The following is a 23,016-nucleotide window of genomic DNA, read 5'->3' as shown; positions in this document are numbered from 1 at the left end:
CCGACGCCGCCGCCTTCTCGGATCAATTCGTCGCCTTCTTCGCAGGCGCGAGTTCCGTCTCGATCAGGATCGTCACCTCGTCGCTGACCGCCGGCACATAAAGGGTGAGGCCCCATTCGCTGCGTCTGATCCTGGCAATGGCAGAAAAGCCGAGCTTCGGCGCCTTCTCCATCGGGTGTTCGGCCATCGAGCCGTTGAACGTGACGTCGAACGTCGCTCGACGGGTCAGGCCGCGAAAGGTGAGGTCGCCGGTCATCTGCCCCTTGTTCTCGTCCGTCACCTTGACCTCGGTCGATACGAAACTGATCGGCTGAGCCGCCAGAAAGTTCCCGTCGCTGCCGATCTTCCTGTCAAAATTTTCGACGTCGGGAAACGGGAAATCGGTGCGCACCGAGGTCGGATCGATACTGGCCGACACCTTCGAAGCCGCCGGGTTCTTCGCATCCCAGAGGAGCTCCGCGCTCATCTGGGTGAAACGGGCCGTATAGTTCGACAGCCCGAAATGACCGACTTTCCAGGTGACGCTCGAATGGGCAGGGTCGGACACATAGGTGCCGGAAGGCGCGGGCGCCGGCCTGCTCTGGGGGAAGGCGGGCGTGGCGAACAGCGCCGAGAGCGCGAGAACATATAGGCATTTCATAAGCATAGCCTCTCTTGTTGAAGAACATGAATCGATGGTTGAAGTGTTCAAGCCGCCGTCTGAACCGGGCGGAGCTTGAGGAGTTGGCGGATGCTCTCTTCCTCGGCGGTGAAATCGTCGACCGTGATCGCCCCGAAGGCAGCCGCCGCAACCGCTGTCTTCGCCAGTGCGTGCGGCAGGGCATCCGGCCCTTGCAGACGGAAGGAGATCGGCGAGAGCGCCCCGAAGAGCAGCGCCCGTTCGAGGTCCGGCCAGCTTGCCAGGTCCGGCTCCACACCAGCATTGCGGGCGAAGGTGAGCGCCGCCACATGCATCGGCAGGCTGAACGGGCCCGAGCGCGTGGCGCGGCTGCGGTCAACCCCGGCAAGCATCGTCGCCCGCGTCGGGAGCGGTTGCTTGTTTCCGAAGCACTGGGCCACCCAGCGCGCCTGCAATTCGAGAACCGGGAAGGTCGGTCCGACCAGATCGAACAGGCCGAGGAAGGCGAGTCCCGGCAGGTCCGGGTGGAAGGTATGATCGTGAAGATCGGCGCCATAACCATCGAGCCCGATCGTCCGGACGATATCCTCCGAAAGCCAGGGCATCGACAGGCGGTAACCCGTACCGAACAGGATGGCGTCGACATTGGCGCTCGTCCCGTCACGGAACCAGACGGTGTGACCGTCGATCCGCTCGATCCAGGGCTTCACCGCGATCCGGCCCTCCGCCACCGCCGGCAGAAAACCCTGCGACTGGGAGATGCCCGCCGCAAAGGCATTGCCTTCCGGCTTCTGCGCCCCGAACTGGTCGGGAGAACCGGCCACCTGGAGGATCTTCCTGGTCAGCCCCTCGGCCAGCACGTCCGGCGGCAATACACTTTCCATCAGCACTGCGGCTCGATTGAACATCACGTGATCCGTCGGCACCCCGGCGATGACCTTCGGCAGGATGTAGCGTTGCCGGCGGCTGGTGGAGACCACCTGGGCCGCACCACTGAGCGCGATATCGGAGGCGATCTCCAACGCACTGATCGAGCAGCCGGCGACAAGCACCTTGCGCCCGCGATAACGCTCCGGGCCGTTATACTGGGCTGTGTGGGCGGCGCCGAGAGCTCCGGCAAAAGCATCGAGTCCCGGTACTGCGGGCAGGTCGGGCACGTTCTGCCGTCCGGTGGCGACGATAACCCGCTGGAAGACTTCGGAACGCTCCTCCCCGTCTTCTGCCGAACGGATCAGCCAGCCATTGCCAGCCCGCTCAAGCCGCTCGACCCGCGTCTTCAGTCTCAGATGCGGCAGCAGGCCAAAGGTGAAGGCATATCGTTCCAGGTAATCGAGCATCTCCTCTTGCCGCAGATAAACGGCGCTTTCGGTCGGGTGGTCGAGATCTGAAAAGGCGGTCATGACGCGGCTGGTATTGGTGCGCATGCCGGGCCAGATGGCGCTGGCGGCCGAAGCGGAATTCCATTGACCGCCGAGGCGGGACGAGGCCTCGAAGATGACGGGGACCAGCCCGCGGGCGATGAGGAAGCGCGCGGCGACCAGGCCGGCAGGACCGGCGCCAATCACGGCGACCGTATTCTCAGGCATTTTGAGATGATTTTCAGTAGACATCAGCTTGCTCCTTGTTCGATGGGAGCGCTTTAGCCAGTTCCGAGAATGTCGTTTCCTAAAAGCTCATTAAGTTGGGTCGCGGGAATCCTAAAACCTGCCTAACTGCGCTATGAACCTGTCCAAAGGGGGAAACGCTCGATGTTCGGGGACGAAATCGCAGGCTTCATAGAAAGCCCGGTGATGCAGATCATCGGCAGTTCGAACGCTGCCCGCCGGCCGGAGATCGGCCGAGCCGTGGGCGCATGGACGTCCACCGGAAGCGATACGATCAATCTCGTGACCTCAGCCTGGCAATGGCCCGAGACTGTCGCCAATCTGCGCGAAAACGGCAGAATTGCCGTCACTTTCGCCAGGCCATCGGACTACGTCTCCTATCAACTGAAGGGGCAGGCGACCATACGGCCCGCAGAGCCGGACGAGGTGGAGCGTTCGTCCCAGTACATCGTCGCGATCGTTTCGACCCAGATGAGACTTGGCATGCTGCCGGAACTGATCATGCCGGTGCTGTCGAACCGCGATCCGATGCTGATCACGATGCGCGTCGCCTCGGTCTTCGTGCAGACGCCCGGCTCTCGCGCCGGGGAACGTATCTGGAGCCCGACCCCATGACGCCGACGCCGATCAGGTTGACCTTGGCCGATCTCGAAGCCTGTTTCGAAGGCGTGATCCCCTCGATCATCTCGACGGCGGATGCCGACGGGTTGCCGAACATTTCCTATCTCTCGCATGTCGCCATGGTCGACGATCGGCATGTGGCGCTCTCGAACCAGTTCTTCGCCAAGACCGCAGCCAACATCCGCCTGAACCCGCATGCGATGCTGCTGCTGGTCGATGCACGCAATTCAGCACAATACCGGCTGGAACTGGTCTTCGCCCACACCCTGGAGGCGGGACCGCTGTTCGATCACATCGCGCTGCAGATCGACGCCAGCAGCGCTCAGGTCGGCATGGCTGGTATCATGAAGCTGCGCAATCTCGACGTCTTCCGCGTCACAAGTATTGCGGCGATCCCCTCCCAGGTTCAGACCGCCGAAACCCGAGGACCAAAACGGAACCGCCTGACCGCAGCCGCCAGGATTGCGGAGGCGATCGCCGCGGAGGCGGATGCGGACGGCATCATCGACGCCATGCTGGAGCGCCTGCGCACGGAGTTCGGCTTCGAGCACGGCTTGTTGCTGCAACTCTATGAAGAGCGCAACCAGCTCATCACCATCGGCAGCATGGGCTATGTCCCGTCCGGCATCGGTTCGGATATTCCTGTCGACGAAGGCGTGATCGGCGCGGCTGCCGCAGGCGGGCGTCTCGTCAAGCTGAGCGACATGAGCCGCATCCGCCGCTTCGGCGCTGCCGTGCGCGGCTCCTCCGCGGACGAAAACCGGACGCGGGCAATCCCGCTCCCCGGCATGCCGGATGCGATGAGCCAGATTGCCGTGCCGCTGATCGCCGCGGGCGTGGTGCGCGGCGTGCTTTTCCTCGAAAGCCGCGACCGCATCGCTTTCACCGGCGAGGACGAGGCGGCCCTTGCGATGATTGCCAGCCAGGCAGCCATGGCACTGGCCCTGAGCGAGAAGCTGTCGCTTGAAACCGAACCGCAACGGCCGGTCCGGGTCCAGCCGCCGACGTCCGAAAAGACGGTTCAGGTTGTCCACCATCGCTTCGATGACAGCGTTTTCGTCGACGGCGACTACGTCATCAAGGGGGTCGCAGGCAGGCTGCTCGCCTCGATGCTCGAACAGCACAAGGAAAGCGGCCGGCTGGAATTCACCAACCGCGAGATCCGGCTCGACGCGGCGCTGAAACTGCCTGACTTCAAGGACAATCTGGAAACGCGGTTGCTGCTTCTCCGCCGACGGCTGGACGAGAAGCGGCTGCCGATCCGTCTGGCCCGCCTCGGCCGCGGCCGGATTGGGCTTCTCATCGAAGGCCAGCTGCGGCTCAGCAAGGACGTCGTGTAGACCGCTTAGCGGCTGACGACGATGCGTGTGTTCGACAGTCCATGCCGGCTGGCGAGCGAGAAGAACGTCGCTGCATTTTCGGGATGCAGGCGGATGCAGCCATGCGAGGCAGGTCGGCCGAGCCGCTTCGTCTCGAAGGTCGCATGGACGGCATAACCACCATTGTAGAACACCGCAAACGGCATCGGCGCGTCATCGTATTTGCGCGAACGGTGGTCCCGGGACAGCCACTTGGCCCCCCAGCTTCCCGTCGGCGTCGAATAGCCGGGACGAGCGGTCGAGACCTTCCATTCATAGACGACGACACCATCCTGCTCGACGGTCATGGTCTGCGACGACAGGCTGACGCTGGCAACAAGACTTGCGGAAAAGGCAGCGGGCGCGAGAAATTGCGCACACAGAAGTGCCACGGCACCCATTACGATACGATGCATAAAAACCCCCAATAAAAACCCTAGAGCAAACGATACCCCAATCAGCTCAAGGAATATTTAAACCGGAGGGCGATATTCTCCGCAAATCACAAATTCGGCAGCCATCGCTGCAATAAAACAACTACGTGATCAATAAAGACTGAATACCGTAGGCCCCTCCCCTACACGGGACGCACGGGAGAGGCATCTCTATTCGGCGTTGCTTCAAAACACTTTCGCCGCCGTGACTTCCACTTCGACCAGGAATTCGGCACGGGTAAAGCCGCCGACGACGATCAGCGTCGAGACCGGTTTCGGCTCGAGCGTATAGCGGTCCCGCACCGCCATGTAGGCGGGAAAATCCTCGCGGCTGGTGACGAAGCCGGAAATGCGGATGACGTCCGAGTAGGTCATGCCCGCCTCTTCGAGGATGGCGCCGATCGCCTTGAAGCAGAGTTCGGCCTGGCCAGCCACATCCGGCGGAATCCTGTCTTCCGGCGAGATGCCGAGCTGGCCGGAGGTCACCAGCAGGCTTGCCCCCGCAGGGACGAGCAAACCGTGATTGTAGCCGCCGAACGGCTTGCGGACGGAGGTTGGATTGAATGTCTTAAATGCCATAACCGACGATACCCTTGATTTCGAGGAAGTCGTGAATGGCCCAGTCGGCATACTCGCGGCCATTGCCGGATTGCTTGAAGCCGCCGAAGGGCGCGAAGAGATCCCATGCGGGATAATTGATGAACACAGAACCGGCACGCAGCCGCGCCGCCACCTTGCGGGCATGGGCAAGGTCTCCGGACTGGACATAGGCCGCAAGCCCGTAGGGCGTGTCGTTGGCGATCTCGATCGCCTGCTCGTCCGTCTCGTAAGAGAGGATCGACAGGACCGGCCCGAAGATCTCTTCGCGGGCGATGGTCATGTCGTTGGTAACGTTTCCGAACACGGTGGGGCGGATGTAATAGCCGCGATTGAGGTTTTCCGGCCGGCCGGGACCGCCGGTGACGAGCGTCGCGCCTTCGGCGATGCCGGCCTCGATCAGCCGCTGGATCTTGTCGAACTGTACCTGGCTGACAACCGGGCCGAGATCTATGCCATCGGCGCGGGGATCGCCGGTCTTCAGTTTTTCGGCCGCAGCCTTGGCAACTTGAAGCGCCTCGTCGTGACGCCTGGCCGGTACCAGCATTCGGGTCGGGGCGTCGCAGGATTGGCCGGAATTGGCAAAGCAGGCGGTCACGCCCTCCGCCACCGCCTTTTCAAACTCGGCGTCTGCCAGGATGATGTTGGGCGATTTGCCGCCAAGCTCCTGTGCCACGCGCTTCACCGTATCGGCGGCGGTCTTGGCGACGATCACCCCGGCGCGGGTCGAGCCGGTGAAGGACACCATGTCGACATCCGGATGGCCTGCCATCACCTGCCCGACGTCCGGGCCGGTGCCGTTGACGAGGTTGAAGACGCCCTTCGGCGTACCCGCCGCCTCCATCACTTCCGCAAAGATGATGCCGCTGATCGGCGCGATCTCGGAGGGTTTGAGCACCATGGTGCAGCCGGCGGCGATCGCCGGTGCCACCTTGCAGACGATCTGGTTGAGCGGCCAGTTCCACGGGGTGATCAGCGCACAGACGCCGATCGGCTCTTTCACGATGGTCGTCGTACCGCGCGTCTCGGTGAATTCGTAGGCTTCGAACGCCTCGATCGTTGCCTTGAGATGCCCCTGCCCCGCGGCGGCCTGCGCGTCCCGGGCAAAGCCTATCGGCGCACCCATTTCCTGGGAAACGGCTTGCGCGATATCCTCGTAACGCTTTTCATATTCGACAAGGATACGGCGGAGCAGCGCCAGCCGCTCCTCCTTCGACCACCGGGAGAAAGTCGGGAAAGCGGCCTTGGCGGCCGCGACGGCCTTGTCCACATCCGCCTTGGAGCCGAGCGCGATCCGCGTATAGGCCTCTTCGGTGGACGGGTCGATAACGTCCAGCGCGACTGGAATGGCCGGTTCGATCCAGACGCCGTCAATGAAGAATTTCAAGTGGTTGCTCATGGGAAACCTCCGCGCGATCGAGGAATGGTGAGCCACTATCGGCCATCGCCATCTCCCTCGCAAGCCCGCCCGGATGCGTCGAAAAGACGAAGTGCGGAAGCTTGTTCCATCGCCACGCAGCGTTCGGCAGCCGACGCCCTTGCTCTTGCGGGCCAAGGAAAGCCGGGGAGCATCAACACGTCTTAAATATTCGCAAAACCCGTCGAAAGATATCAGCAACAATACCGCTTCATCCGAACTTAAAAGCTCGATGTTATCGAATAGATCATCCTCGCGACGGCCACGGAGTTTCCGCAACGCCTGGACGCGGCAGATCAACACGGCTTTCAGAAAGCAGGCAGGCCCGATGCGACGCAGCCTTCTCCCTCTCGCCCTTCTCGGGCTTTTTGCGCTGCCGATGCCCGGCGCACAGGCGACGGCCCTCACCGACGACCTTCAGGGTCTTTCCAAGCAGCAGGTCGAGGACAGCGTCGAGTTCGCATTCGGCAACGCGCTGTTTTTCCTGTTCCACGAAGCCGGACACATGCTGGTTTCGGAATTCAACCTGCCGGTTCTTGGCCGTGAGGAGGATGCCGTGGACACGCTCTCCACGCTGCTCCTGCTGGAAGCCGACGATGAAGTCTTCGATACGGCGCTCACCGATTCCGTCGATGGCTGGACATTTTCCGCAGAGGCCAGCGAGGCCGCCGAAGAGGAACTGGCCATGTGGGACGTCCACGCGCTCGACCGCCAGCGCGCCTTCAGCATGGTCTGCATGATGGTCGGCAAGGATGCGGAGAAATTCAAGGAATCGGCCGACAACCTTGAATTTCCGGAGGAACGCCGCAGGCAGTGCGTCGGCGAATATCTGAAAGCCCATGACAGCTGGTTCGGCGTCCTGAAACCGCATCTGCGGACCGACGGGCAGAACAACAAATTTACGATCACCTACAAGAAGCCGAACAACAAGGAACTTGAGGACTACGCCGACCTGACGAAGACGGCGAAGGTTCTGGATATCCTCGCCGAGCTTCTCTCGGGCCTCTACAAGCTGGACGACGGCATCAAGCTGACGGCCGCCGATTGCGGTGAGCCGAATGCCTATTGGTCGGCGGGCGGACGGGAAGTGACATACTGTTATGAGCTGATGCAGTGGCACATGCAGACGGTCGCCAAATATTTCAAAGAGGAAGAGGGCAAAACCGGCGAGAGCGAAGAGGCGGTCGACGACGAGAAAAAGCCCACTCTCCAGAACCTGTTCGGCAAGGCGACGGCGCGCTGGTAGCGCGCGCCCGCAAAAGTGAGCCCGGCGTCATCCTTCAAAAGATTGACGTCGGGCATTTTCATTGTCGCGTTCAAGCGCCATAGGGCGCCAAGAACGTCTTGGCGGCTTCGATCTCGTTGGGGCGGATCTCGTGCCCGCCGCCGTGCCATTCCAACGTCACCGTGTCGCCCTGCCGCCGGAAATAGTCGGCAAGGGCGCTGGTCTGCTCGATGGAACTGATCGGGTCGTGCTGGCCGGCCGTGATCAGGACACGGGCCTTGTCTTCGGCCTTGCGGTCCTTCGGCGTGAACGGGATCAGCGGATGCATCAGCACACCCGCATCGAACAGGCCGGGCTTCTCGATCATAATATTGGCGAGAATGTTCGCCCCGTTCGAGAACCCGAGGCCAAGCACGGTCGAGGAACCGTAGCGCTCGCGGTTGGCGGCGACGAATTCGCTCATCCGCTCGGTCGCCCGGGCAAGATCTTCGCAATCGTAGACGCCTTCGGCCTTGCGCCTGAAGAAGCGCGCCGCGCCGTGTTCGGAAATGTCGCCGCGCGGCGAGATCACCGTGGCACCGGCCAAAAGCCGGCCGCCAAAATCGAAGAACTGGTTTTCATCGCCGCCGGTGCCGTGAAAGACGAACAGGATCGGCGCTCCGGGTGCACCGGGGCGCGCCCGGTGCACATAACTGTCGTAACTCATGATAGTCTCCTTGGACGCTGTGCTTGACTAGGCGTCCAGCGGTTCGAGATGTTGTTCGAGCGTTGCCCGCAGATGTGCATGCTGTGCGGGCAGCTTCAGGGCTTCACCGAGATGGGCGGTGTCCTCGTCGCGATCGAAACCGGGTTCGTTGGTGGCGATTTCGAACAGCACGCCACCCGGGGTGCGGAAATAGATCGCCCAGAAGTAGTCGCGATCGATGACCGGGGTGACCTGGTAACCGGTATCCATCAGCGCCTTGCGGACTTCGAGCTGCGTTGCGCGGTTCTCGACGGCAAAGGCGATATGGTGGACCGAGCCTGCACCGAGATTGGCGCGGGCAATGTTCGGCATGGTTTCGATGTCGATGACATCGGCACCGTTGCCGCCCGGCATGATCAGGCGGGTCACGCCATCCTGGGCGTCGGCTTGGCTGTAACCCATGAACTTCAGGAGTTCAGCGGTCGCCCCTTCATCGCGAAGACGAAGCGAAGCGGAATGGAAGCCGCGGATCGCATGGTCTTCGGAAATGCCGTTGCCGACAAACTGCTTGCGGGCATCGTCCTTGACTTCGACGAGCGCGAACCCGTCGCCATCGGGACCGGCGAAATGCAGGCGGTTTTCACCGAACGCGGTGTCGGCCTTGATGCCGTCGGCGCCGGCTTTCGTCAGCCGGTCGGTCCAGAAACCGAACGAGCCTTCAGGAACCGAGAAGAGCGTCGTCCCCACTTCGCCGGTACCCTGACGGCCACGGGCGATATGCGGAAACGGGAAGTAGGTCATCACAGAGCCGGGTGAACCGACTTCGTCGCCATAGTAGAGATGATAGACATCCGGAGCGTCGAAGTTGACGGTTTTCTTGACCCGGCGAAGGCCGAGCGTATCGGTGAAGAACTTGTTGTTGGTGCTGGCGCTGGCAGCCATCGACGTGACGTGGTGCAGCCCTTTGATCTGGTCGAGCATTTTAAACCCCTTTCTGAGGCCACCTGTGCGGCCTGCTTTCTGGAGTTAAAATGGTGGAACGACCGCGAATTGGATAGACGCGACGATCCGAACGCATTGTTCACTCTGCGTAGACGACAAATAGTTAATCGTTCACAGAATTAAACTTGTTCAGGCAGGCGCCAGTCGACCGGATCCTTGCCGATCGACTGCAGGTAGGCATTCGCCTTCGAAAAGGGTCGCGAGCCAAGAAAGCCGTTGTGGGCCGACAGCGGCGATGGATGCGCGGATTTCAGCACCAGGTGGCGCTGCTGATCGACGAAGGCCGCCTTCTTCTGGGCATAGGAGCCCCAAAGGACGAAGACGACGCCATCGCACTCGTCGTTGACGGTGCGGATGACGGCGTCGGTAAACCGTTCCCAGCCCTTGCCCTGATGCGAGGCCGCCTGGCTCTCCTCGACGGTCAGCACGCTGTTGAGCAAAAGCACGCCCTGCTCCGCCCAGTGTTCAAGGAAGCCGTGCCTGGCCGGCGGAATACCGAGATCCGTCTCCATCTCCTTGTAGATGTTGACGAGCGACGGCGGAATGCGCACGCCGGGCCTGACGGAAAAACACAAGCCATGCGCCTGCCCGAGCCCGTGATAGGGGTCCTGGCCGAGGATGACGACCTTTACCTCGTCGAGCGGCGTCAGGTCGAGCGCGCGAAAATATTCCGAGCCCTTCGGAAAGATGCGTTTGCCCGCTTCCTTTTCGGCAACGAGAAAACGCTTGAGCTCACCCATATAGGGATTGGAGAATTCCGGCCCGAGCGCGTGTCTCCAGCTTTCCTCGAGCTTGACCTCGCCTTCCGCCATGTCCTTCCTCAAATCACGTGGTGGTTGGAGCGGGAATGCCAGTCCCAGGCCGAACGGATGATATCGTTCAGGCTGTATTTCGGCTCCCAGCCGAGCACCGCCCGCGCCTTGTCGTTATTGGCGACGAGAGAGGTGGAATCACCTTCGCGCCGGCCGACATATTCCACGGGGAAGGGTTTGCCGGAAACCTCCGAAATCGCCCCCAGCAGTTCCTTCACGGTCGTGCCGGTGCCCGTGCCGAGATTGAGTTCGACCGTCTCGCCGCCTGCGAGAAGGTAATCGACCGCCCGCACATGCGCATCCGCGAGGTCGAGCACGTGGATATAGTCGCGCACGCAGGTGCCGTCGCGGGTGTCATAATCGTCACCGAACACCTTGAACCCCTGGCGGCGGCCGAGCGCCGCTTCAATGGCAAGCGGAATGGCGTGGGTCTCAGGCGTGTGCCATTCGCCGATCCGGCCTTCGAAATCAGCCCCGGCGGCATTGAAATAGCGCAGCATGACCGACTTCAGGTCCTTGTAGGTGCCGTAGTCCTTCAGCGCCTGTTCGATGATGAACTTGGTGCGACCATAGGGGTTGATCGGCGCCTGTTTATGCGTCTCGTCCATCGGCACGCGATCCGGCAGGCCGTAGGTCGCGCAGGTGGAGGAGAATACGAAGGCCTTCACACCGGCATCGATCGCCGCCGACAAGAGCGTCAGCGCCCCGATGACATTGTTGTCGTAGAAGGCGACCGGATTCTTGACCGATTCACCCACCTCGATCAGCGCCGCGAAATGCAGCACGGCGTCGGGCTTGTGCTTGGCAAACACCTCGTCGAGCCGGGCGCGGTCGCGGATATCGCCCTGTTCCAGCTCACCCCAGCGCACAAACTCCGCATGCCCGTTGGAGAGATTGTCGAAGACGATCGGCTCATAGCCCCGCTCGGCGAGCACCAGGCACGTATGGGAACCGATATAGCCGGCCCCGCCGACCACGAGCACTTTCTGTTTCGACATCATTTTCCCTGCGGTTATTGAAGCCGGCCGCACTATAACCGGCGACGCTTAAATGGGAAGGGCGGACGACCACGAGAAATTTGGGTGGAGACGCCGCTTCCGAACTTGTCTATCCTACTCAGGATATTCCATAGGTCATTTCATGCGTCTCCTGTTTCTCGTCCTCGGATGGCTGTTCGTCGCGGTCGGCATTGTCGGCGCGTTTCTACCTGTCCTGCCCACCACTCCGTTCCTGCTTCTGGCAGTCGGTTGTTTCGCCCGCTCCTCGCCGCGGCTCGAGGCGTGGCTGCTCGACCACCCGAAATTCGGACCGTCACTGCGCAGTTGGCGGGAAAAGGGTGCGATTGCGCGCAAGGCGAAGATCGCCGCCATTTCGCTGATGGCGGTGAGTTATGCGGTCTTCTTGTTCGGCACCTCGCCGCCGTTGTGGCGGGCGGCGCTGGTGGCCGCGGTCATGCTCGGATCGGCAACCTTCATCGTCACCCGGCCCGATACCTGATCACTTGAACGTTCAACGGTGCCGCGATTGCGGCAGGACGTAGGGAATGTGCGCAGCCGGCAGACGACCGACGGCGCCGGTTATTCCATAGACACTGGCGATGATCTCGTCGTTGACCGTTTCCGTGCAGGCGCCTTCCGTCACCACCCGGCCGTGGTTCAACACCACGAGATGGTCTGCGAACTCAGCCGCCAGGTTGAGGTCGTGCAGGATGGCGAGCACGATGCCGCCGGCATTGGCGAAATCGCGGGCGATCTCCAGCACCGAGATCTGGTGGCCGAGGTCGAGGCTGGCGGTCGGCTCGTCGAGAAACAGCGCCCGGGGCACGCCGTCGGCGACCGGTTGCGGCACCTGCGCGAGGGCGCGGGCAAACTGCACCCGCTGCTGCTCGCCGCCCGACAGCGACGGATAGGGCCGGCTTTCGAACCCGCGAAGTCCGACGCGAGAGAGCGCCTGGCGAGCCTGCTCGGTCGGATTGAGTGCCCCTTGCGCCACCGCCCCCATGCGGACGATTTCTAGCGCGGTAAAGGGGAAAGCAAGCTGCGTGGCCTGCGGTAGCACCGCCCGGCGTCTGGCGAGTTCGACCGGCTGGCAGAGTTCGACGCTGGTGCCGTGATAGGCAACGAAACCCATATCCGGTTTCATCTCGCCGGAGATCACCTTCATCAGCGTCGATTTTCCGGCACCGTTCGGACCGATGACGACGGTGAACTTGCCCGGTTCGAGATCGAGGCCGACATCGTCGAGCAGCTTGCGGCCCGAGCGGGTGACGGTGACGTGTTCGGCGGAAATCATGGCAAGTCCCGCGTGGTGATGCCGTTTTTGCCCAGCAGCAGGAAGAGGAAGACCGGAGCACCGAACAGTGCCGTGATGACGCCGATCGGCAGCTCCGCCGGAGCGGCCACGGTGCGCGCAACGCTGTCGGCAACCAGCAGCAGCGCGCCGCCGCCGAGCGCCGAGCCCGGCAGCAGGAAGCGGTGCGACGGCCCCATGACAAGGCGCAGCAGGTGCGGTACGACGATGCCGACGAAACCGATCGAGCCGGCGACGGCGACGGTCGAGCCGCAGGCGGCGGCGACCGCGACGATGACGATCTTCTTCAGCCGCTGCACCGGTATGCCCATGTGGAACGCGGCCGCGTCGCCAAGTACCAGCGCGTCGAGGCCGCGCGCCACGAAGGGCATGATCACCATCACTGCGCCGACGAAAGGCAGGATGGACAATACCCGTCCGAACGTGGCGCCCCCGAGCGAGCCGAGGTTCCAGAAAGTGATATCGCGCAACTGCCGGTCGTCGGCCATGACGATCAGCAGGCCCATGAGCGCCGCCGAAAGCGCGCCGATCGCGATGCCCGACAGGATCAACGTCGTCGTCGAGGTCCGCCCGTCGCGGGTGGCGATGATGTAGAGCGCCCAGGTGTTGAAGAGACCGCCGAAGAAGGCCATCAGCGGCAGGAACTGGTTGCCGAGCACCATGGCGACCGGCGCCAGAATGCCGTTGCCGAGTACGATCGCCGCAACCGCGGCAAGCCCCGCGCCGGAAGTGACCCCGACGATACCGGGATCGGCGAGCGGATTGCGGAACAGGCCCTGCATCATCGCCCCGGAGACGGCAAGCCCGGCGCCGACCAGAAGGCCGAGCGCTGTGCGCGGCAGCCGGACCGCCTCGAGGATCACGCGCTCCTGGGTCGAAAGGCTGGCGCTGTTGCCGGTCGCATAGGTCCAGAGATCGCGCAGGCCGACGCCGGTCGGGCCGATGCCGAGCGAAAGCAGGCACGCGGCAAACAGCATCACCGTCAGCAGAAGAAGCACGACGACCCCGTGGCGGGTCCGGTCTCCATCATCCGCCGGACGAAAGGGCATCGCCAGCGCCTTCATCATCACTTGATCGCCCCGGGATAGATCTGGGCCGCGAGCGAACGGGCAGCCTCCGGCGTGCGCGGGCCAAAGCCGAGCAGCAGCAGGCCGTCCATGGTGACCAGCGCCTTGCTGGCGGCGGCCGGCGTCGTCTGCATCGACGGTATCGCAAAAACCTGTTCCGGTGTGATTGTGTGGTCGCCCCGAGACATGGAAAGCACGACATCCGGCTTGGCGGCGATGACGGCTTCGTCGGCAAGCGGCTTGTAGCCGTTAACCGTCGGCGCGGCATTGATACCGCCGGCCATTTCGATCACCGCGCCCGCTTCCGTATCGCCGCCGCCCGCCATGACGCGGTTATTGGCAAGCGAAAGCACGAACAAAACCTTCTTTTTCGGGCCGGGGATCCTGGCGACGTCGGCGGCGAGCTTCTTCAGCCCGTCTTCGGTCTTTGCTGCGAGCGCCTCGGCCTTGTCGGGCAGCCCGACGGCAACGCCCACGTCCCGGATCTTCCTGCCGATTGCATCCACCTTCGGCGGCGTAGGGATGACCACCATCGGCACTTCGCTGGCTTTGAGGATTTCGAGGACCGGCGGCGGACCCGAGCCCTCCTCCATCAGGATCAGATCGGGCTTCTGGCCGAGAATGCCTTCCGCGGACAGGGCGCGCATGTAACCGACATCGGGCTTGGAATTGGCCGCATCCGGATAGAAGCTCGTCGAGTCCCGTGCTACGATCCTATCCTCGGCTCCGAGCGCGTAGAGTATCTCGGTGATCGTGCCGCCGATGGAGACAATCCGCCTGGCCTCCGGATTGCCCTTGTCGGACGCCGCAGCGACGCCCGCGACGAGACCGGTGCCCAGGAGGACGGCTGCGAAAAGCCCCCTCACGGTGAAGGAAGACCCCATGATACTCTGCTCCTTGTACCCAAGCCGAGGCCCCAAATGCCCCAAATCCGCCTGGCCGGCGGCGATAACTTGAGTTGACTACGCAAGTTTTTTAGGCTTTTCAAGGGGACCGGCCGCAGATATCTTGAGCCGAAAGTGAAACTTTAAGTGAGGGTCTATCCATGTACATCGCCATGAACCGGTTCCGCGTCGTGCCGGGCTACGAAGAAGCGTTCGAAGCCATCTGGCGCGGCCGCCAGGGCCGCCTCGCGGAGCTGCCGGGTTATATCGAATTCCACATGCTCAAGGGCCCGAAGGCGGAGGATCACACCCTCTACGCATCCCATACCGTCTGGGAAACCTTCGAGGACTTCCAGGCCTGGACGAAGTCGGAACAGTTCCGCGCCGCCCATGCGAATGCCGGCAACAACCGCGCCAAGGTGGAATATCTCTCCGGCCCGCATTTCGAAGGTTTCGAAGTGATCATCCACGAAGACAAGAACGGCGTGCGCGCCGACGCTGCCGCCTGAGGTCCCGGATGAACGCCGTATCCGAAATCAAGCCGGACCGTCGCGAACGGGCTCTCGCCGCCCTTGCCGAGAAGCCCGACGGCGTCGTCGAGGCGATTGCCGCCAATGCCGACGTGACGCCGGCAGAGATCCTCGAAATCCTGCCCAAGGGCGCGGCGGTCATCGCCGACAAGGAGAAGTTCGCGGATATCTGGGCCGAGATGAGCACCTGGGGCGAAGTCCTGTTCATCGTCCACACCGAAGACATCGTGCTGGAGGCCGAAGGCAGCCTGCCGATGGGGTCTGAAGGCCATGGCTGGTTCAACATCCACGGCGACAGCCCGATCGGCGGTCACATCAAGAAGGATAACTGCGCCTCGGTGACCTTCGTCGACCGTGCGTTCCACGGCCGCCGTTCCTGCTCGGTATGGTTCATGAACGCCAAGGGTTCCGCGATGTTCAAGGTCTTCGTCAAGCGGGATGCCGCACGCGAACTGATCGCAGAACAGCTGCAGAAGTTCGAGGCCCTGCGCGACAGCTACGTCGCCTGAGTATCGGCGTTTCTGTGAGTTTTGGTGATTCGGACGAAAAACAACCGCTCGAATCACTTCCAAGGGGAACCTTTCGTTCTCTCCTGCATTGCAGCGTCATGGCAGGGTTCGCGGAGTGGGTTGGCTCGTCTGTTGTTTCAGCCAAATGCCGCCCTCGAAGGTGATTGTCATTGAATGAGGCGCCGCCGCGCCCAAAGGCGGACCGGTCGCTTTCCTTTCTCAAAGGAGAGAGCGATCCTTAGCGGCGCGGCGCGCTTCATCGACTTTTCAGGTCTCGTTGGGCCTAAACTGTCTAGAGCGCCGGAACCCATTTCCAGAAGACGCCCTCCATCCGCTCCGGATAATATTTGAATTCGCACTCGAAGCGGCGCCCATAGGCCTCTGCCGCCTTCAAGGCCATCTCGCTCACCGGTTTCATACCCGTTCCGGGCGCAAACCAATCTTCCATCAAATCATCGGGAATGTAGACGCCGATCCTCAGCGGCAGGGCGGTCAGCGTTGCATCGAGTTCTTCAGGCGGCATGGCTTCTTCCTCCACGAAAAGGCGGGCGCTCCGAAGAACGTCCGTCTTTCCGGGAAGTTCCGGTCTCGGACCGGCAGTCCGATCGGAAGCACCCCGGCAAACCGGCACCGTCAGTGGTGGGCGGCGTGATCCGGCTTGCCCTTCCGTTTGGTCGAGGCGAACTCTTCGAGCTGCTTTTCGCTCATGGATTTCTCCATGCCCTTCGAAGCGCCCTTGAGTTCGCTCTTCTTCATATCACCGCGTTTCGCGGCAAGTGCAGCACCGGCCGCTTTCTGCTGTGCTTTGGATTTCGCTGGCATATCTGCCTCCTCGAGTTTGCGCATTAAAACCAACCGCCAACGGCAGCTTTGGTTCCCTCCTGGGCGATCGGCGGAACCTGCGGCCTTGCCAAGGGTTGAGATATGAGCCCGGATGGATGTCCGGGATCCGCTCGACACCGCAGAAAGGGACCCATCGCCATGGATGCCAAACGCCCGCCCACCGACAGCCGCAAGACACCCGCCGACAGCGGCAAGGCCAATGACGCGCTCCAGCAGCAATTGAATGACGAACAATTGGACACGACCAATCCCGAGGCGCTGAAAGAAGCCGCAAGGCTCGGCAGCAAGGATGCCTATCTGGTCGAAACCGACCTCGAAGACCGCGACCAGCGCGAAGACGGCGACCAGCCGGACGGCCGCGCCAGCCCCATGGCGAATGCCGATAATCCCGAGGACTGAAACATCACCATCCTGCAAAACAACCGGAAGCGGAACCTCCGGGCATGCCCGGGTGTTCCTCTGCGCGACATTTGAGTATCGGAGAGCCGTGATGAATGCCGAAGCCGATGCAGCGCAGACCCTGCCGAGGGAAAAGGCCACCCATCCGGTCGATACCATGCCGGGGATGGAGGTGAAGGCCGCGCCGACGCTTGCCGATGCGGATGCGGAGGCCTTTGTCGCCGAAGCGGTCGAGGATCTCGCCAATTGCCATATCCCGTTCCTGCTGGCCGGCACCTTCGCCATCAGCGCCTATACGGGCATCACCCGCCCGACCAAGGATCTCGACATCTTCTGCAAGGCCGGCGACTACGCCCGCATCCTCGCCCATTTCAAGGACAAGGGTTATCATATCGAGGTCGAGGACGACCGCTGGCTCGGCAAGGTGAAGAAGGGCCGGCACTTCTTCGACGTCATCTTCGCCGCTTCGAACGGCACCATGCCGATCAGCGACGCCTGGTTCGAAAACGCCCGCCAGATCGAGATGAACGGCCACAAGGTGCGCATCATCGCCCCGACCGAACTCATCTGGTCGAAATGTTTCGTGCAACTCCGTCACCGCTATGACGGCGGCGACATCGTCCACATGATCCTGCGTGCCCATGACCAGATCGATTGGGAACGGCTGCTGAACCATATGGAAGTGCATTGGGAAGTGCTGTTGATCCACCTCCTGAACTTCCGCTGGATCTATCCGACCGAGCGCGACAAGGTGCCGGACTGGCTGCTGGACGAGCTGCTGGACCGTCTGAAGGCGCAGCGCGAACTGCCGCTGCCGCAGATGAAGATCTGCCGCGGCCGCATGTTCAGCCGCGTGGATTTCGAGATCGACGTCAAGGAATGGGGTTTTGCCGACGTGGGCGGCGAAGGCGACCTTCGCGACGGCGTCGAAGAGGAAATGGCCCAGGGAGGCGCAGCGTGAGCAAGGCAACGGACCCGAAGAGCGATACCGCCCAAACGGAAACAAAAAAGGCTGACACGACCAAGGCGTCGACGAAAAAGGCGAACGGCAAGCAGCGGATCGCCGCGATGGGCGACCTGCACATCAAGGAGCACGGCTCGGCGTCCTACAGGGAGCTGTTCAGCGAGATCTCGCAAACCGCCGATATCCTGGTCCTGACCGGCGATCTGACCGACCTCGGCAAACCGAAGGAGGCGGAAATACTGGCCGCCGACCTGCGCTCCTGCTCGATCCCAATCGTGGGCGTGCTCGGCAACCATGATTATGAATGCGGCTGTGTCGAGGAAGTCACCCACATCCTGAAGGACGCCGGCATCCACCTGCTGGAGGGCCAGGCGGTGGAGATCAACGGCGTCGGCTTTGCAGGCGCCAAGGGTTTCGCAGGCGGTTTCGGCCGCCACATGCTCGGCTCGTTCGGCGAGCCCGCCATCAAGGCGATGGTCACCGAAAGCGTCGAGGAAACGATGCGGCTCGAAAACGCGCTACGCCAGGTGCGCTCGGAGCGGGCCATGGTCATCCTGCACTACGCGCCGATCCGCGAGACCGTGGTCGGCGAGCCGGAAGAAATCTATCCGTTTCTCGGCTCGTCCCGCCTTGCGGAGACCATCGATCGTTTTCCAGTCTCAGCCGTGGTCCACGGCCATGCCCATCGTGGGACCTACGAGGGCAGGACGCCGGGCGGAGCGCCGGTCTACAACGTCGCCTCGCATATCGAGAAGCCGACGGGCAAACCATATGCTCTGCTGGAGCTTTAGGCCGTTATCGCGACCGAGCTCCTCTGGACAGGACCACCGGGGGGGAGGCCTAATCGTTCATCTAGGTTCACTGAGTGCAGGATCGCGTCGGCATTTCGATAAGGGCAACTGCCGGGTGGAGAAAATCTGCCGGATGATTCCGTCCTTGTCAGTCGAAACGTTCATGCAGAAGCAGGCGTAGCCGTGACTGTAGCCGATGGAGACATGCTCGCCCTCGGCCATGTCCTTGATCTTGTCCATGCCTTTGGCTCCATAGCCGCCCTGAAGCATGATCAGCCATTCATTCTGGGCATCAACCAGCGTCCAGTTGCGGGGCGTCGGATTGATCAGCCAGCCGCAACGCGTTTCGGCAAGTGCGGCTGCCGGCACAAGCAACAACGAAATGCATATCACAAACAGTCTCTTCATCACCGCCTCCGGGTCCAAAGAACGAGTACCTTGCGGCGATCAGGGTGTCCACGGCGGTTTGCCGCTGGGATGTTCACACATGCAGCGCATGCCCGAGCGCCTTCAGCGCGGCCTCGGCAAATCCTTCCGATTGCGTCGGATGCGCATGGATCGTCCCGGCAACATCCTCCAGCCGCGCGCCCATCTCGATCGCCAGCGAAAACGCCGCCGAGAGCTCGGAGATCCCCGCGCCTACGCCTTGGATGCCTAGCACCAGATGGTTGTCGGCCCGCGCCACCACCCGCACGAAGCCTTCCTCCGCCGACAGCGTCATCGCCCGGCCGTTGGCGGAAAACGGGAACTGGCCGATCTTGATCTCGCGGCCGCCCGCCTTCGCCTCATCCGGAGACATTCCCACCGAGACGATTTCCGGATCCGTAAAGCAGACGGCCGGAATGGCTCGTTTGTCCCAGGAGCGCCGCTTGCCGGAAACGATCTCCGCCACCATCTCGCCCTGCGCCATCGCCCGGTGCGCCAGCATCGGCTCGCCGGTCACGTCGCCGATTGCATAAATGCCGCGCATCGAGGTGCGGCACTGTTCGTCGATCCTGAGGAACCGGCCGTCCATGTCGAGTTCCAGCTCCTCGCGGCCCCAGCCCTCGGTGACAGGCTTGCGACCGACCGTGACGAGGACCTTGTCGGCGACGATGCGCCTTTCGTCCCGGGAACCCGTCTCCGCCAATAGTGCCTCGCCGTTCGAAGACAGGCCCTTGACCTTCGTGCCGAGCAGGACATCGACACCTAAAGCCACGAGACGCCTGGCGACCGGCTGGGTGAGCTGCGTATCGTAGAGCGGCAGGATGCGGTCGAGCGCTTCGACGATCGTCACCTTCGCTCCGAGCTTGGCAAAGGCGAGCCCAAGTTCGAGGCCGACATAACCGGCACCGACGACCGCCAGCCTCTCCGGCACCTCCGTCAGGGACAGCGCGCCGGTAGACGAGACGACCTTGCCCCCGAACGGCAGTATCGGCAGTTCGACCGGCGCCGAACCCGTGGCGATGACGATGTTTTCGGCGCGGATGACCTGTTCGCCGGTCTCGGTTTCCACCGCGACCGTCTTGCCGTCCCGGAATTTTGCCCGGCCGACGACGATCTTGACGCCGGCCTTCTTCAGGAGGCCCGCGACGCCGAGGGTCAGCCGGCCGGTAATACCGTCCTTCCAGGCCATGGTCTTTGCAAGGTCGATGGCCGGATTATCGGCCTTGATGCCCATGGCATTTTTGCCCGCAGCCATCGCGACGGTCTTTGCGAAATCGTCGGCCGCATGGATGATCGCCTTGGAGGGAATGCAGCCGATGTTGAGGCAGGTGCCGCCCGGTTTCGCCATTTCGACGATGACGGTATCGACCCCCAACTGGCCGGCCCGGATGGCGCAGACATAACCTCCCGGACCGGCCCCGATGACGAGAAGCTTGCAGGTGATCTCTTTCATTGTTCTTGTTCCACCTCACTCCTCGACGAAGATAAGCGCCGGCGTTTCCATCAGCGCCTTCAGGCGCTGCACGAAACTCGCGGCATCCCAGCCGTCGATCACCCGGTGATCGAAGCTGGAGGACAGGTTCATCATCTTGCGCGGCACGAACTGCGTCCCGTCCCAATGGGGCCGGACGGCGAGCTTGTTGACACCGATGATCGCCACTTCCGGATGATTGATGACCGGCGTCGACACGATGCCGCCCATCGCGCCGAGCGAACTGATGGTGATCGTCGAGCCGGACAGTTCCTCGCGCAAGGCCGTGCCGTTCTTGGCGGCATCGCTAAGCCGCGCCACTTCCCGGGCGCAGTCGAAGATGTCGCGCGCCTCGGCATGCTTGACCACCGGCACGACGAGCCCCGAGGGCGTCTGCGCCGCGATGCCGATATGCACGCCGCCATATTGGCGGATGATGCCCGCTTCGTCGTCATAAAGCGCATTGATGCCCGGCTGCTCGGCGATCGCCTTCACCATCGCCCGCATCAGGAAGGGCAGGATGGTGAGTTTCGGCCGGCCGGGTTTCTGTGTGCCGTTCATGCGCATCCGCAGCTCTTCGAGCGCGGTCATGTCGATCTCCTCCACATAGGTGATGTGAGGGATGCGGGATTTCGACAGCGCCATCTTTTCGGCAATGCGGCGGCGCAGGCCGACGACCTTGACCTCCTGCACCGCCTTGTTCGGCTGCAGCCCGGTTGCTACGGTTGTCCCTCCGCCCTGGCTGTTCAGGAACGCATCCAGATCCTCATGGGTGATGCGGCCCGCCGGACCCGTGCCAGGGACCTGCCGAAGGTCGATACCCGCCTCCTTCGCCCGGAGACGCACGGCCGGCGGTGCCAGCGGTTTTTCACCTTCCGCGCGGGGCGCTCCAATGGGATGAGGCAGCGGTTTGGCGAGAGGCGGTGATGCGACGATCTCAGCTTTTGGTTTAAGAGGTTCAACCTGTTTCTCAGATGACTTTTCGAGAGCCGCAACGGGTGAAATAGCAGAGGTGACCTGTGGCTCCTCGTCGCCAAACCCGTCCTCGACCTCCGGCTCCTCGCCTTCGTTCCCCTCGCCCGCGATCCTGATCTTGAGGATGACGGTGCCGGTAGCGATCACGTCACCGATCTCGCCGTGCCTGAAGATGACCTCGCCCTCGACAGGCGACGGGATTTCGACGGTCGCCTTGCCGGTCATTACGGCGGCGAGCACCATGTCCTCCCGTACCAGATCGCCGACGTTCACATGCCATTCCACCAGCTCGGCTTCCGCGACGCCTTCGCCGACATCCGGCAGCTTGATGAGTTTTTCCGCCATGTCTCAGGCCTCCATCATGTCGCGCAGCGCCCGTCCGACGCGGGCCGGGCCTGGAAAATAGTCCCATTCCTGCGCATGCGGATAAGGCGTATCCCAGCCTGCGACCCGGGTGACCGGGGCTTCGAGGTTGTAGAAGCAATGCTCCTGCACCAGCGCCGCCAGTTCCGCGCCGAAGCCGGAGGTCAGCGTCGCCTCGTGCACCACCATACAACGGCCGGTCTTCTTCACCGAGGTGACGATGGTGTCGAGATCGAGCGGCATCAGTGTGCGCAGATCGATGATCTCGGCATCGATGCCGGTCTCCTGCGCCGTCGCTTCGGCCACATGCACCATCGTGCCATAGGCGAGCACGGTGACCGCCGAGCCCGGCCGCCGCACCACCGCCTTGCCGAGCGGCACGACATAGTGTTCAGCCGGCACCTCGCCGAGCGGATGGCCCGCCCAGGAGGTCACCGGCCGGTCGTGATGACCGTCGAACGGGCCATTATAAAGCCGCTTCGGTTCGAGGAAGATCACCGGATCCGGGTTCTCGATCGATGCGATCAGCAGGCCCTTGGCGTCATAGGGATTGGACGGCACCACCACCTGCAGGCCACAGACATGGGTGAACAGCGCCTCCGGGCTCTGGCTGTGCGTCTGGCCGCCAAAGATGCCGCCACCGGTCGGCATCCGCACCGTAATCCCGCAGGTGAAATCGCCGTTGGAGCGATATCGCAGCCGCGCAGCCTCCTGGGTGAGCTGGTCATAGGCCGGATACATGTAATCGGCGAACTGGATCTCGACGCAGGGTTTGAGCCCATAAGCCGCCATGCCGATTGCCGTACCGACGATGCCGGATTCGTTGATCGGCGCGTCGAAACAGCGCGTCTTTCCGTATTTCTGCTGCAGCCCCTGGGTGCCGCGGAAGACGCCGCCGAAATAACCGACATCCTCGCCGAACACGACCACATCGTCGTCGCGCTCCATGGAGACATCCATGGCGCTGCGGATCGCCTCGATCATCGTCATGCGCGGCATGGGCGGGCCTCCGCGGAGAGGTTGGCATCGAGATCGGAGGAAGCAAAACCCCTTCTGGCCTGCCGGCCATCTCCCCCACAAGGGGGGAGAAGACTCGCGGCACCGCCCCAC

At 62.6% G+C, this 23,016-nt stretch carries 27 protein-coding genes; 9 read left to right on the top strand and 18 right to left on the bottom strand.

What is annotated here, in order from left to right:
• Positions 1–22 precede the first annotated feature (22 nt).
• Together ABCW43_RS11885 and ABCW43_RS11880 are read right to left on the bottom strand one after the other, a co-directional pair.
• On the bottom strand, positions 23–646 hold the full coding sequence (locus tag ABCW43_RS11885; RefSeq protein ID WP_345924509.1) for a YceI family protein: 624 nt from the start codon (positions 644–646) through the stop codon (positions 23–25).
• 41 nt (positions 647–687) lie between these two features.
• A complete protein-coding gene (locus ABCW43_RS11880) occupies positions 688–2,229 on the bottom strand; it encodes a flavin-containing monooxygenase (RefSeq protein ID WP_345924507.1) in 1,542 nt (513 codons plus the stop codon).
• 138 nt (positions 2,230–2,367) lie between these two features.
• Here ABCW43_RS11880 and ABCW43_RS11875 point away from each other — a divergent pair, with 138 nt between their 5' ends.
• Both ABCW43_RS11875 and ABCW43_RS11870 read left to right on the top strand, forming a co-directional pair.
• Positions 2,368–2,838, top strand: a complete 471-nt coding sequence (locus ABCW43_RS11875; protein WP_345924505.1) for a pyridoxamine 5'-phosphate oxidase family protein — start codon at positions 2,368–2,370, stop codon at positions 2,836–2,838.
• Positions 2,835–4,184: a GAF domain-containing protein gene (locus tag ABCW43_RS11870; protein ID WP_345924503.1), complete on the top strand. Its 1,350-nt coding sequence runs from the start codon at positions 2,835–2,837 to the stop codon at positions 4,182–4,184. Before ABCW43_RS11875 ends, ABCW43_RS11870 begins: the two co-directional genes overlap by 4 nt.
• Positions 4,185–4,189: 5 nt before the next feature.
• Here the strand turns inward: ABCW43_RS11870 and ABCW43_RS11865 are convergent, their stop codons facing one another.
• The 3 genes from ABCW43_RS11865 to ABCW43_RS11855 all read right to left on the bottom strand — a co-directional run bounded on the left by ABCW43_RS11865 (position 4,190) and on the right by ABCW43_RS11855 (position 6,632).
• Complete coding sequence (locus ABCW43_RS11865; RefSeq protein ID WP_306872592.1) at positions 4,190–4,618, bottom strand: L,D-transpeptidase; 429 nt, start codon at positions 4,616–4,618, stop codon at positions 4,190–4,192.
• Positions 4,619–4,822: 204 nt separating this feature from the next.
• On the bottom strand, positions 4,823–5,215 hold the full coding sequence (locus ABCW43_RS11860; RefSeq protein ID WP_345924499.1) for a RidA family protein: 393 nt from the start codon (positions 5,213–5,215) through the stop codon (positions 4,823–4,825).
• On the bottom strand, positions 5,205–6,632 hold the full coding sequence (locus tag ABCW43_RS11855; protein ID WP_345924497.1) for an aldehyde dehydrogenase family protein: 1,428 nt from the start codon (positions 6,630–6,632) through the stop codon (positions 5,205–5,207). The genes ABCW43_RS11860 and ABCW43_RS11855 overlap by 11 nt, the downstream gene beginning before the upstream one ends.
• 346 nt (positions 6,633–6,978) lie before the next feature.
• On the opposite strand from ABCW43_RS11855, the gene ABCW43_RS11850 reads away from it, so the two are divergent.
• Positions 6,979–7,896 carry a DUF4344 domain-containing metallopeptidase gene (locus ABCW43_RS11850; RefSeq protein ID WP_345924495.1) on the top strand — a complete coding sequence of 306 codons (918 nt, stop codon included), beginning with the start codon at positions 6,979–6,981 and terminating at the stop codon, positions 7,894–7,896.
• Positions 7,897–7,966: 70 nt separating this feature from the next.
• Here ABCW43_RS11850 and ABCW43_RS11845 read toward each other — a convergent pair whose 3' ends face one another.
• The 4 genes from ABCW43_RS11845 to galE form a co-directional block, all read right to left on the bottom strand.
• Entirely contained in the window at positions 7,967–8,581 is a 615-nt protein-coding gene (locus ABCW43_RS11845; protein ID WP_345924493.1) for an alpha/beta hydrolase, read from the bottom strand.
• Between the two features lie 27 nt (positions 8,582–8,608).
• Positions 8,609–9,541 carry a VOC family protein gene (locus ABCW43_RS11840; protein ID WP_345924491.1) on the bottom strand — a complete coding sequence of 311 codons (933 nt, stop codon included), beginning with the start codon at positions 9,539–9,541 and terminating at the stop codon, positions 8,609–8,611.
• Positions 9,542–9,681: 140 nt separating this feature from the next.
• Positions 9,682–10,374 carry a uracil-DNA glycosylase gene (gene ung / locus ABCW43_RS11835; RefSeq protein WP_345924488.1) on the bottom strand — a complete coding sequence of 231 codons (693 nt, stop codon included), beginning with the start codon at positions 10,372–10,374 and terminating at the stop codon, positions 9,682–9,684.
• 8 nt (positions 10,375–10,382) lie between these two features.
• Positions 10,383–11,372 (bottom strand): UDP-glucose 4-epimerase GalE, encoded by a 990-nt coding sequence (galE, locus tag ABCW43_RS11830; protein ID WP_345925439.1) that lies wholly within the window; start codon positions 11,370–11,372, stop codon positions 10,383–10,385.
• A 142-nt stretch (positions 11,373–11,514) separates the two neighbouring features.
• Here galE and ABCW43_RS11825 point away from each other — a divergent pair, with 142 nt between their 5' ends.
• The gene (locus tag ABCW43_RS11825) at positions 11,515–11,871 is read left to right on the top strand and encodes a YbaN family protein (protein WP_345924486.1); all 357 of its coding nucleotides are present in this window, start codon (positions 11,515–11,517) and stop codon (positions 11,869–11,871) included.
• Between the two features lie 12 nt (positions 11,872–11,883).
• Here the strand turns inward: ABCW43_RS11825 and ABCW43_RS11820 are convergent, their stop codons facing one another.
• Genes ABCW43_RS11820 through ABCW43_RS11810 form a run of 3 tightly spaced genes read right to left on the bottom strand, consistent with a single transcriptional unit; the run spans position 11,884 to position 14,635 of the window.
• Positions 11,884–12,666 carry a heme ABC transporter ATP-binding protein gene (locus ABCW43_RS11820; protein WP_345924484.1) on the bottom strand — a complete coding sequence of 261 codons (783 nt, stop codon included), beginning with the start codon at positions 12,664–12,666 and terminating at the stop codon, positions 11,884–11,886.
• The gene (locus ABCW43_RS11815) at positions 12,663–13,751 is read right to left on the bottom strand and encodes a FecCD family ABC transporter permease (protein WP_345924482.1); all 1,089 of its coding nucleotides are present in this window, start codon (positions 13,749–13,751) and stop codon (positions 12,663–12,665) included. The genes ABCW43_RS11820 and ABCW43_RS11815 overlap by 4 nt, the downstream gene beginning before the upstream one ends.
• Positions 13,751–14,635 (bottom strand): heme/hemin ABC transporter substrate-binding protein, encoded by an 885-nt coding sequence (locus tag ABCW43_RS11810; RefSeq protein ID WP_345924480.1) that lies wholly within the window; start codon positions 14,633–14,635, stop codon positions 13,751–13,753. Before ABCW43_RS11810 ends, ABCW43_RS11815 begins: the two co-directional genes overlap by 1 nt.
• Positions 14,636–14,796: 161 nt before the next feature.
• Between ABCW43_RS11810 and hmuQ the strand changes: the two genes are divergently transcribed.
• Together hmuQ and hutX are read left to right on the top strand one after the other, a co-directional pair.
• Entirely contained in the window at positions 14,797–15,144 is a 348-nt protein-coding gene (gene hmuQ / locus ABCW43_RS11805; protein WP_345924478.1) for a heme-degrading protein HmuQ, read from the top strand.
• Between the two features lie 8 nt (positions 15,145–15,152).
• A complete protein-coding gene (hutX, locus tag ABCW43_RS11800; protein ID WP_345924476.1) occupies positions 15,153–15,674 on the top strand; it encodes a heme utilization cystosolic carrier protein HutX in 522 nt (173 codons plus the stop codon).
• Between the two features lie 292 nt (positions 15,675–15,966).
• On the opposite strand, the gene ABCW43_RS11795 is transcribed toward hutX, so the two are convergent.
• Together ABCW43_RS11795 and ABCW43_RS11790 are read right to left on the bottom strand one after the other, a co-directional pair.
• Positions 15,967–16,197 carry a hypothetical protein gene (locus tag ABCW43_RS11795; RefSeq protein WP_210008590.1) on the bottom strand — a complete coding sequence of 77 codons (231 nt, stop codon included), beginning with the start codon at positions 16,195–16,197 and terminating at the stop codon, positions 15,967–15,969.
• 110 nt (positions 16,198–16,307) lie between these two features.
• On the bottom strand, positions 16,308–16,496 hold the full coding sequence (locus ABCW43_RS11790) for a DUF3008 family protein (RefSeq protein ID WP_345924471.1): 189 nt from the start codon (positions 16,494–16,496) through the stop codon (positions 16,308–16,310).
• Between the two features lie 159 nt (positions 16,497–16,655).
• Here ABCW43_RS11790 and ABCW43_RS11785 point away from each other — a divergent pair, with 159 nt between their 5' ends.
• The 3 genes from ABCW43_RS11785 to ABCW43_RS11775 all read left to right on the top strand — a co-directional run bounded on the left by ABCW43_RS11785 (position 16,656) and on the right by ABCW43_RS11775 (position 18,671).
• Positions 16,656–16,916, top strand: a complete 261-nt coding sequence (locus tag ABCW43_RS11785; protein ID WP_345924469.1) for a hypothetical protein — start codon at positions 16,656–16,658, stop codon at positions 16,914–16,916.
• 166 nt (positions 16,917–17,082) lie between these two features.
• On the top strand, positions 17,083–17,877 hold the full coding sequence (locus ABCW43_RS11780) for a nucleotidyltransferase family protein (RefSeq protein WP_345925437.1): 795 nt from the start codon (positions 17,083–17,085) through the stop codon (positions 17,875–17,877).
• Positions 17,878–17,984: 107 nt separating this feature from the next.
• The gene (locus ABCW43_RS11775; RefSeq protein WP_345925435.1) at positions 17,985–18,671 is read left to right on the top strand and encodes a metallophosphoesterase family protein; all 687 of its coding nucleotides are present in this window, start codon (positions 17,985–17,987) and stop codon (positions 18,669–18,671) included.
• Between the two features lie 57 nt (positions 18,672–18,728).
• Here the strand turns inward: ABCW43_RS11775 and ABCW43_RS11770 are convergent, their stop codons facing one another.
• The 4 genes from ABCW43_RS11770 to ABCW43_RS11755 form a co-directional block, all read right to left on the bottom strand.
• Positions 18,729–19,079: a DUF4087 domain-containing protein gene (locus ABCW43_RS11770; RefSeq protein WP_345924467.1), complete on the bottom strand. Its 351-nt coding sequence runs from the start codon at positions 19,077–19,079 to the stop codon at positions 18,729–18,731.
• 73 nt (positions 19,080–19,152) lie between these two features.
• The gene (gene lpdA / locus ABCW43_RS11765; RefSeq protein ID WP_345924465.1) at positions 19,153–20,550 is read right to left on the bottom strand and encodes a dihydrolipoyl dehydrogenase; all 1,398 of its coding nucleotides are present in this window, start codon (positions 20,548–20,550) and stop codon (positions 19,153–19,155) included.
• A gap of 15 nt (positions 20,551–20,565) precedes the next feature.
• Positions 20,566–21,888 carry a dihydrolipoamide acetyltransferase family protein gene (locus ABCW43_RS11760; protein WP_345924463.1) on the bottom strand — a complete coding sequence of 441 codons (1,323 nt, stop codon included), beginning with the start codon at positions 21,886–21,888 and terminating at the stop codon, positions 20,566–20,568.
• Between the two features lie 3 nt (positions 21,889–21,891).
• Positions 21,892–22,905, bottom strand: a complete 1,014-nt coding sequence (locus tag ABCW43_RS11755; RefSeq protein ID WP_345924461.1) for an alpha-ketoacid dehydrogenase subunit beta — start codon at positions 22,903–22,905, stop codon at positions 21,892–21,894.
• Positions 22,906–23,016 lie beyond the last annotated feature (111 nt).

Origin of the sequence: Neorhizobium tunisiense (assembly GCF_039631515.1) — a bacterium.
Lineage (GTDB): Bacteria > Pseudomonadota > Alphaproteobacteria > Rhizobiales > Rhizobiaceae > Neorhizobium.
The sequence above is the reverse complement of the archived record's forward strand: the minus strand, read 5'-3'. Positions and strand labels throughout refer to the sequence as shown.

Excerpts from the sequence above, each read along its gene's own strand:
- ABCW43_RS11885 (WP_345924509.1), bottom strand. The coding sequence starts at position 646 with ATGCTTATGAAATGCCTATATGTTCTCGCGCTCTCGGCGCTGTTCGCC.
- ABCW43_RS11880 (WP_345924507.1), bottom strand. The coding sequence starts at position 2,229 with ATGTCTACTGAAAATCATCTCAAAATGCCTGAGAATACGGTCGCCGTG.
- ABCW43_RS11875 (WP_345924505.1), top strand. The coding sequence starts at position 2,368 with ATGTTCGGGGACGAAATCGCAGGCTTCATAGAAAGCCCGGTGATGCAG.
- ABCW43_RS11870 (WP_345924503.1), top strand. The coding sequence starts at position 2,835 with ATGACGCCGACGCCGATCAGGTTGACCTTGGCCGATCTCGAAGCCTGT.
- ABCW43_RS11865 (WP_306872592.1), bottom strand. The coding sequence starts at position 4,618 with ATGCATCGTATCGTAATGGGTGCCGTGGCACTTCTGTGTGCGCAATTT.
- ABCW43_RS11860 (WP_345924499.1), bottom strand. The coding sequence starts at position 5,215 with ATGGCATTTAAGACATTCAATCCAACCTCCGTCCGCAAGCCGTTCGGC.
- ABCW43_RS11855 (WP_345924497.1), bottom strand. The coding sequence starts at position 6,632 with ATGAGCAACCACTTGAAATTCTTCATTGACGGCGTCTGGATCGAACCG.
- ABCW43_RS11850 (WP_345924495.1), top strand. The coding sequence starts at position 6,979 with ATGCGACGCAGCCTTCTCCCTCTCGCCCTTCTCGGGCTTTTTGCGCTG.
- ABCW43_RS11845 (WP_345924493.1), bottom strand. The coding sequence starts at position 8,581 with ATGAGTTACGACAGTTATGTGCACCGGGCGCGCCCCGGTGCACCCGGA.
- ABCW43_RS11840 (WP_345924491.1), bottom strand. The coding sequence starts at position 9,541 with ATGCTCGACCAGATCAAAGGGCTGCACCACGTCACGTCGATGGCTGCC.
- ung (WP_345924488.1), bottom strand. The coding sequence starts at position 10,374 with ATGGCGGAAGGCGAGGTCAAGCTCGAGGAAAGCTGGAGACACGCGCTC.
- galE (WP_345925439.1), bottom strand. The coding sequence starts at position 11,372 with ATGTCGAAACAGAAAGTGCTCGTGGTCGGCGGGGCCGGCTATATCGGT.
- ABCW43_RS11825 (WP_345924486.1), top strand. The coding sequence starts at position 11,515 with ATGCGTCTCCTGTTTCTCGTCCTCGGATGGCTGTTCGTCGCGGTCGGC.
- ABCW43_RS11820 (WP_345924484.1), bottom strand. The coding sequence starts at position 12,666 with ATGATTTCCGCCGAACACGTCACCGTCACCCGCTCGGGCCGCAAGCTG.
- ABCW43_RS11815 (WP_345924482.1), bottom strand. The coding sequence starts at position 13,751 with ATGATGAAGGCGCTGGCGATGCCCTTTCGTCCGGCGGATGATGGAGAC.
- ABCW43_RS11810 (WP_345924480.1), bottom strand. The coding sequence starts at position 14,635 with ATGGGGTCTTCCTTCACCGTGAGGGGGCTTTTCGCAGCCGTCCTCCTG.
- hmuQ (WP_345924478.1), top strand. The coding sequence starts at position 14,797 with ATGTACATCGCCATGAACCGGTTCCGCGTCGTGCCGGGCTACGAAGAA.
- hutX (WP_345924476.1), top strand. The coding sequence starts at position 15,153 with ATGAACGCCGTATCCGAAATCAAGCCGGACCGTCGCGAACGGGCTCTC.
- ABCW43_RS11795 (WP_210008590.1), bottom strand. The coding sequence starts at position 16,197 with ATGCCGCCTGAAGAACTCGATGCAACGCTGACCGCCCTGCCGCTGAGG.
- ABCW43_RS11790 (WP_345924471.1), bottom strand. The coding sequence starts at position 16,496 with ATGCCAGCGAAATCCAAAGCACAGCAGAAAGCGGCCGGTGCTGCACTT.
- ABCW43_RS11785 (WP_345924469.1), top strand. The coding sequence starts at position 16,656 with ATGGATGCCAAACGCCCGCCCACCGACAGCCGCAAGACACCCGCCGAC.
- ABCW43_RS11780 (WP_345925437.1), top strand. The coding sequence starts at position 17,083 with ATGGAGGTGAAGGCCGCGCCGACGCTTGCCGATGCGGATGCGGAGGCC.
- ABCW43_RS11775 (WP_345925435.1), top strand. The coding sequence starts at position 17,985 with ATGGGCGACCTGCACATCAAGGAGCACGGCTCGGCGTCCTACAGGGAG.
- ABCW43_RS11770 (WP_345924467.1), bottom strand. The coding sequence starts at position 19,079 with ATGAAGAGACTGTTTGTGATATGCATTTCGTTGTTGCTTGTGCCGGCA.
- lpdA (WP_345924465.1), bottom strand. The coding sequence starts at position 20,550 with ATGAAAGAGATCACCTGCAAGCTTCTCGTCATCGGGGCCGGTCCGGGA.
- ABCW43_RS11760 (WP_345924463.1), bottom strand. The coding sequence starts at position 21,888 with ATGGCGGAAAAACTCATCAAGCTGCCGGATGTCGGCGAAGGCGTCGCG.
- ABCW43_RS11755 (WP_345924461.1), bottom strand. The coding sequence starts at position 22,905 with ATGCCGCGCATGACGATGATCGAGGCGATCCGCAGCGCCATGGATGTC.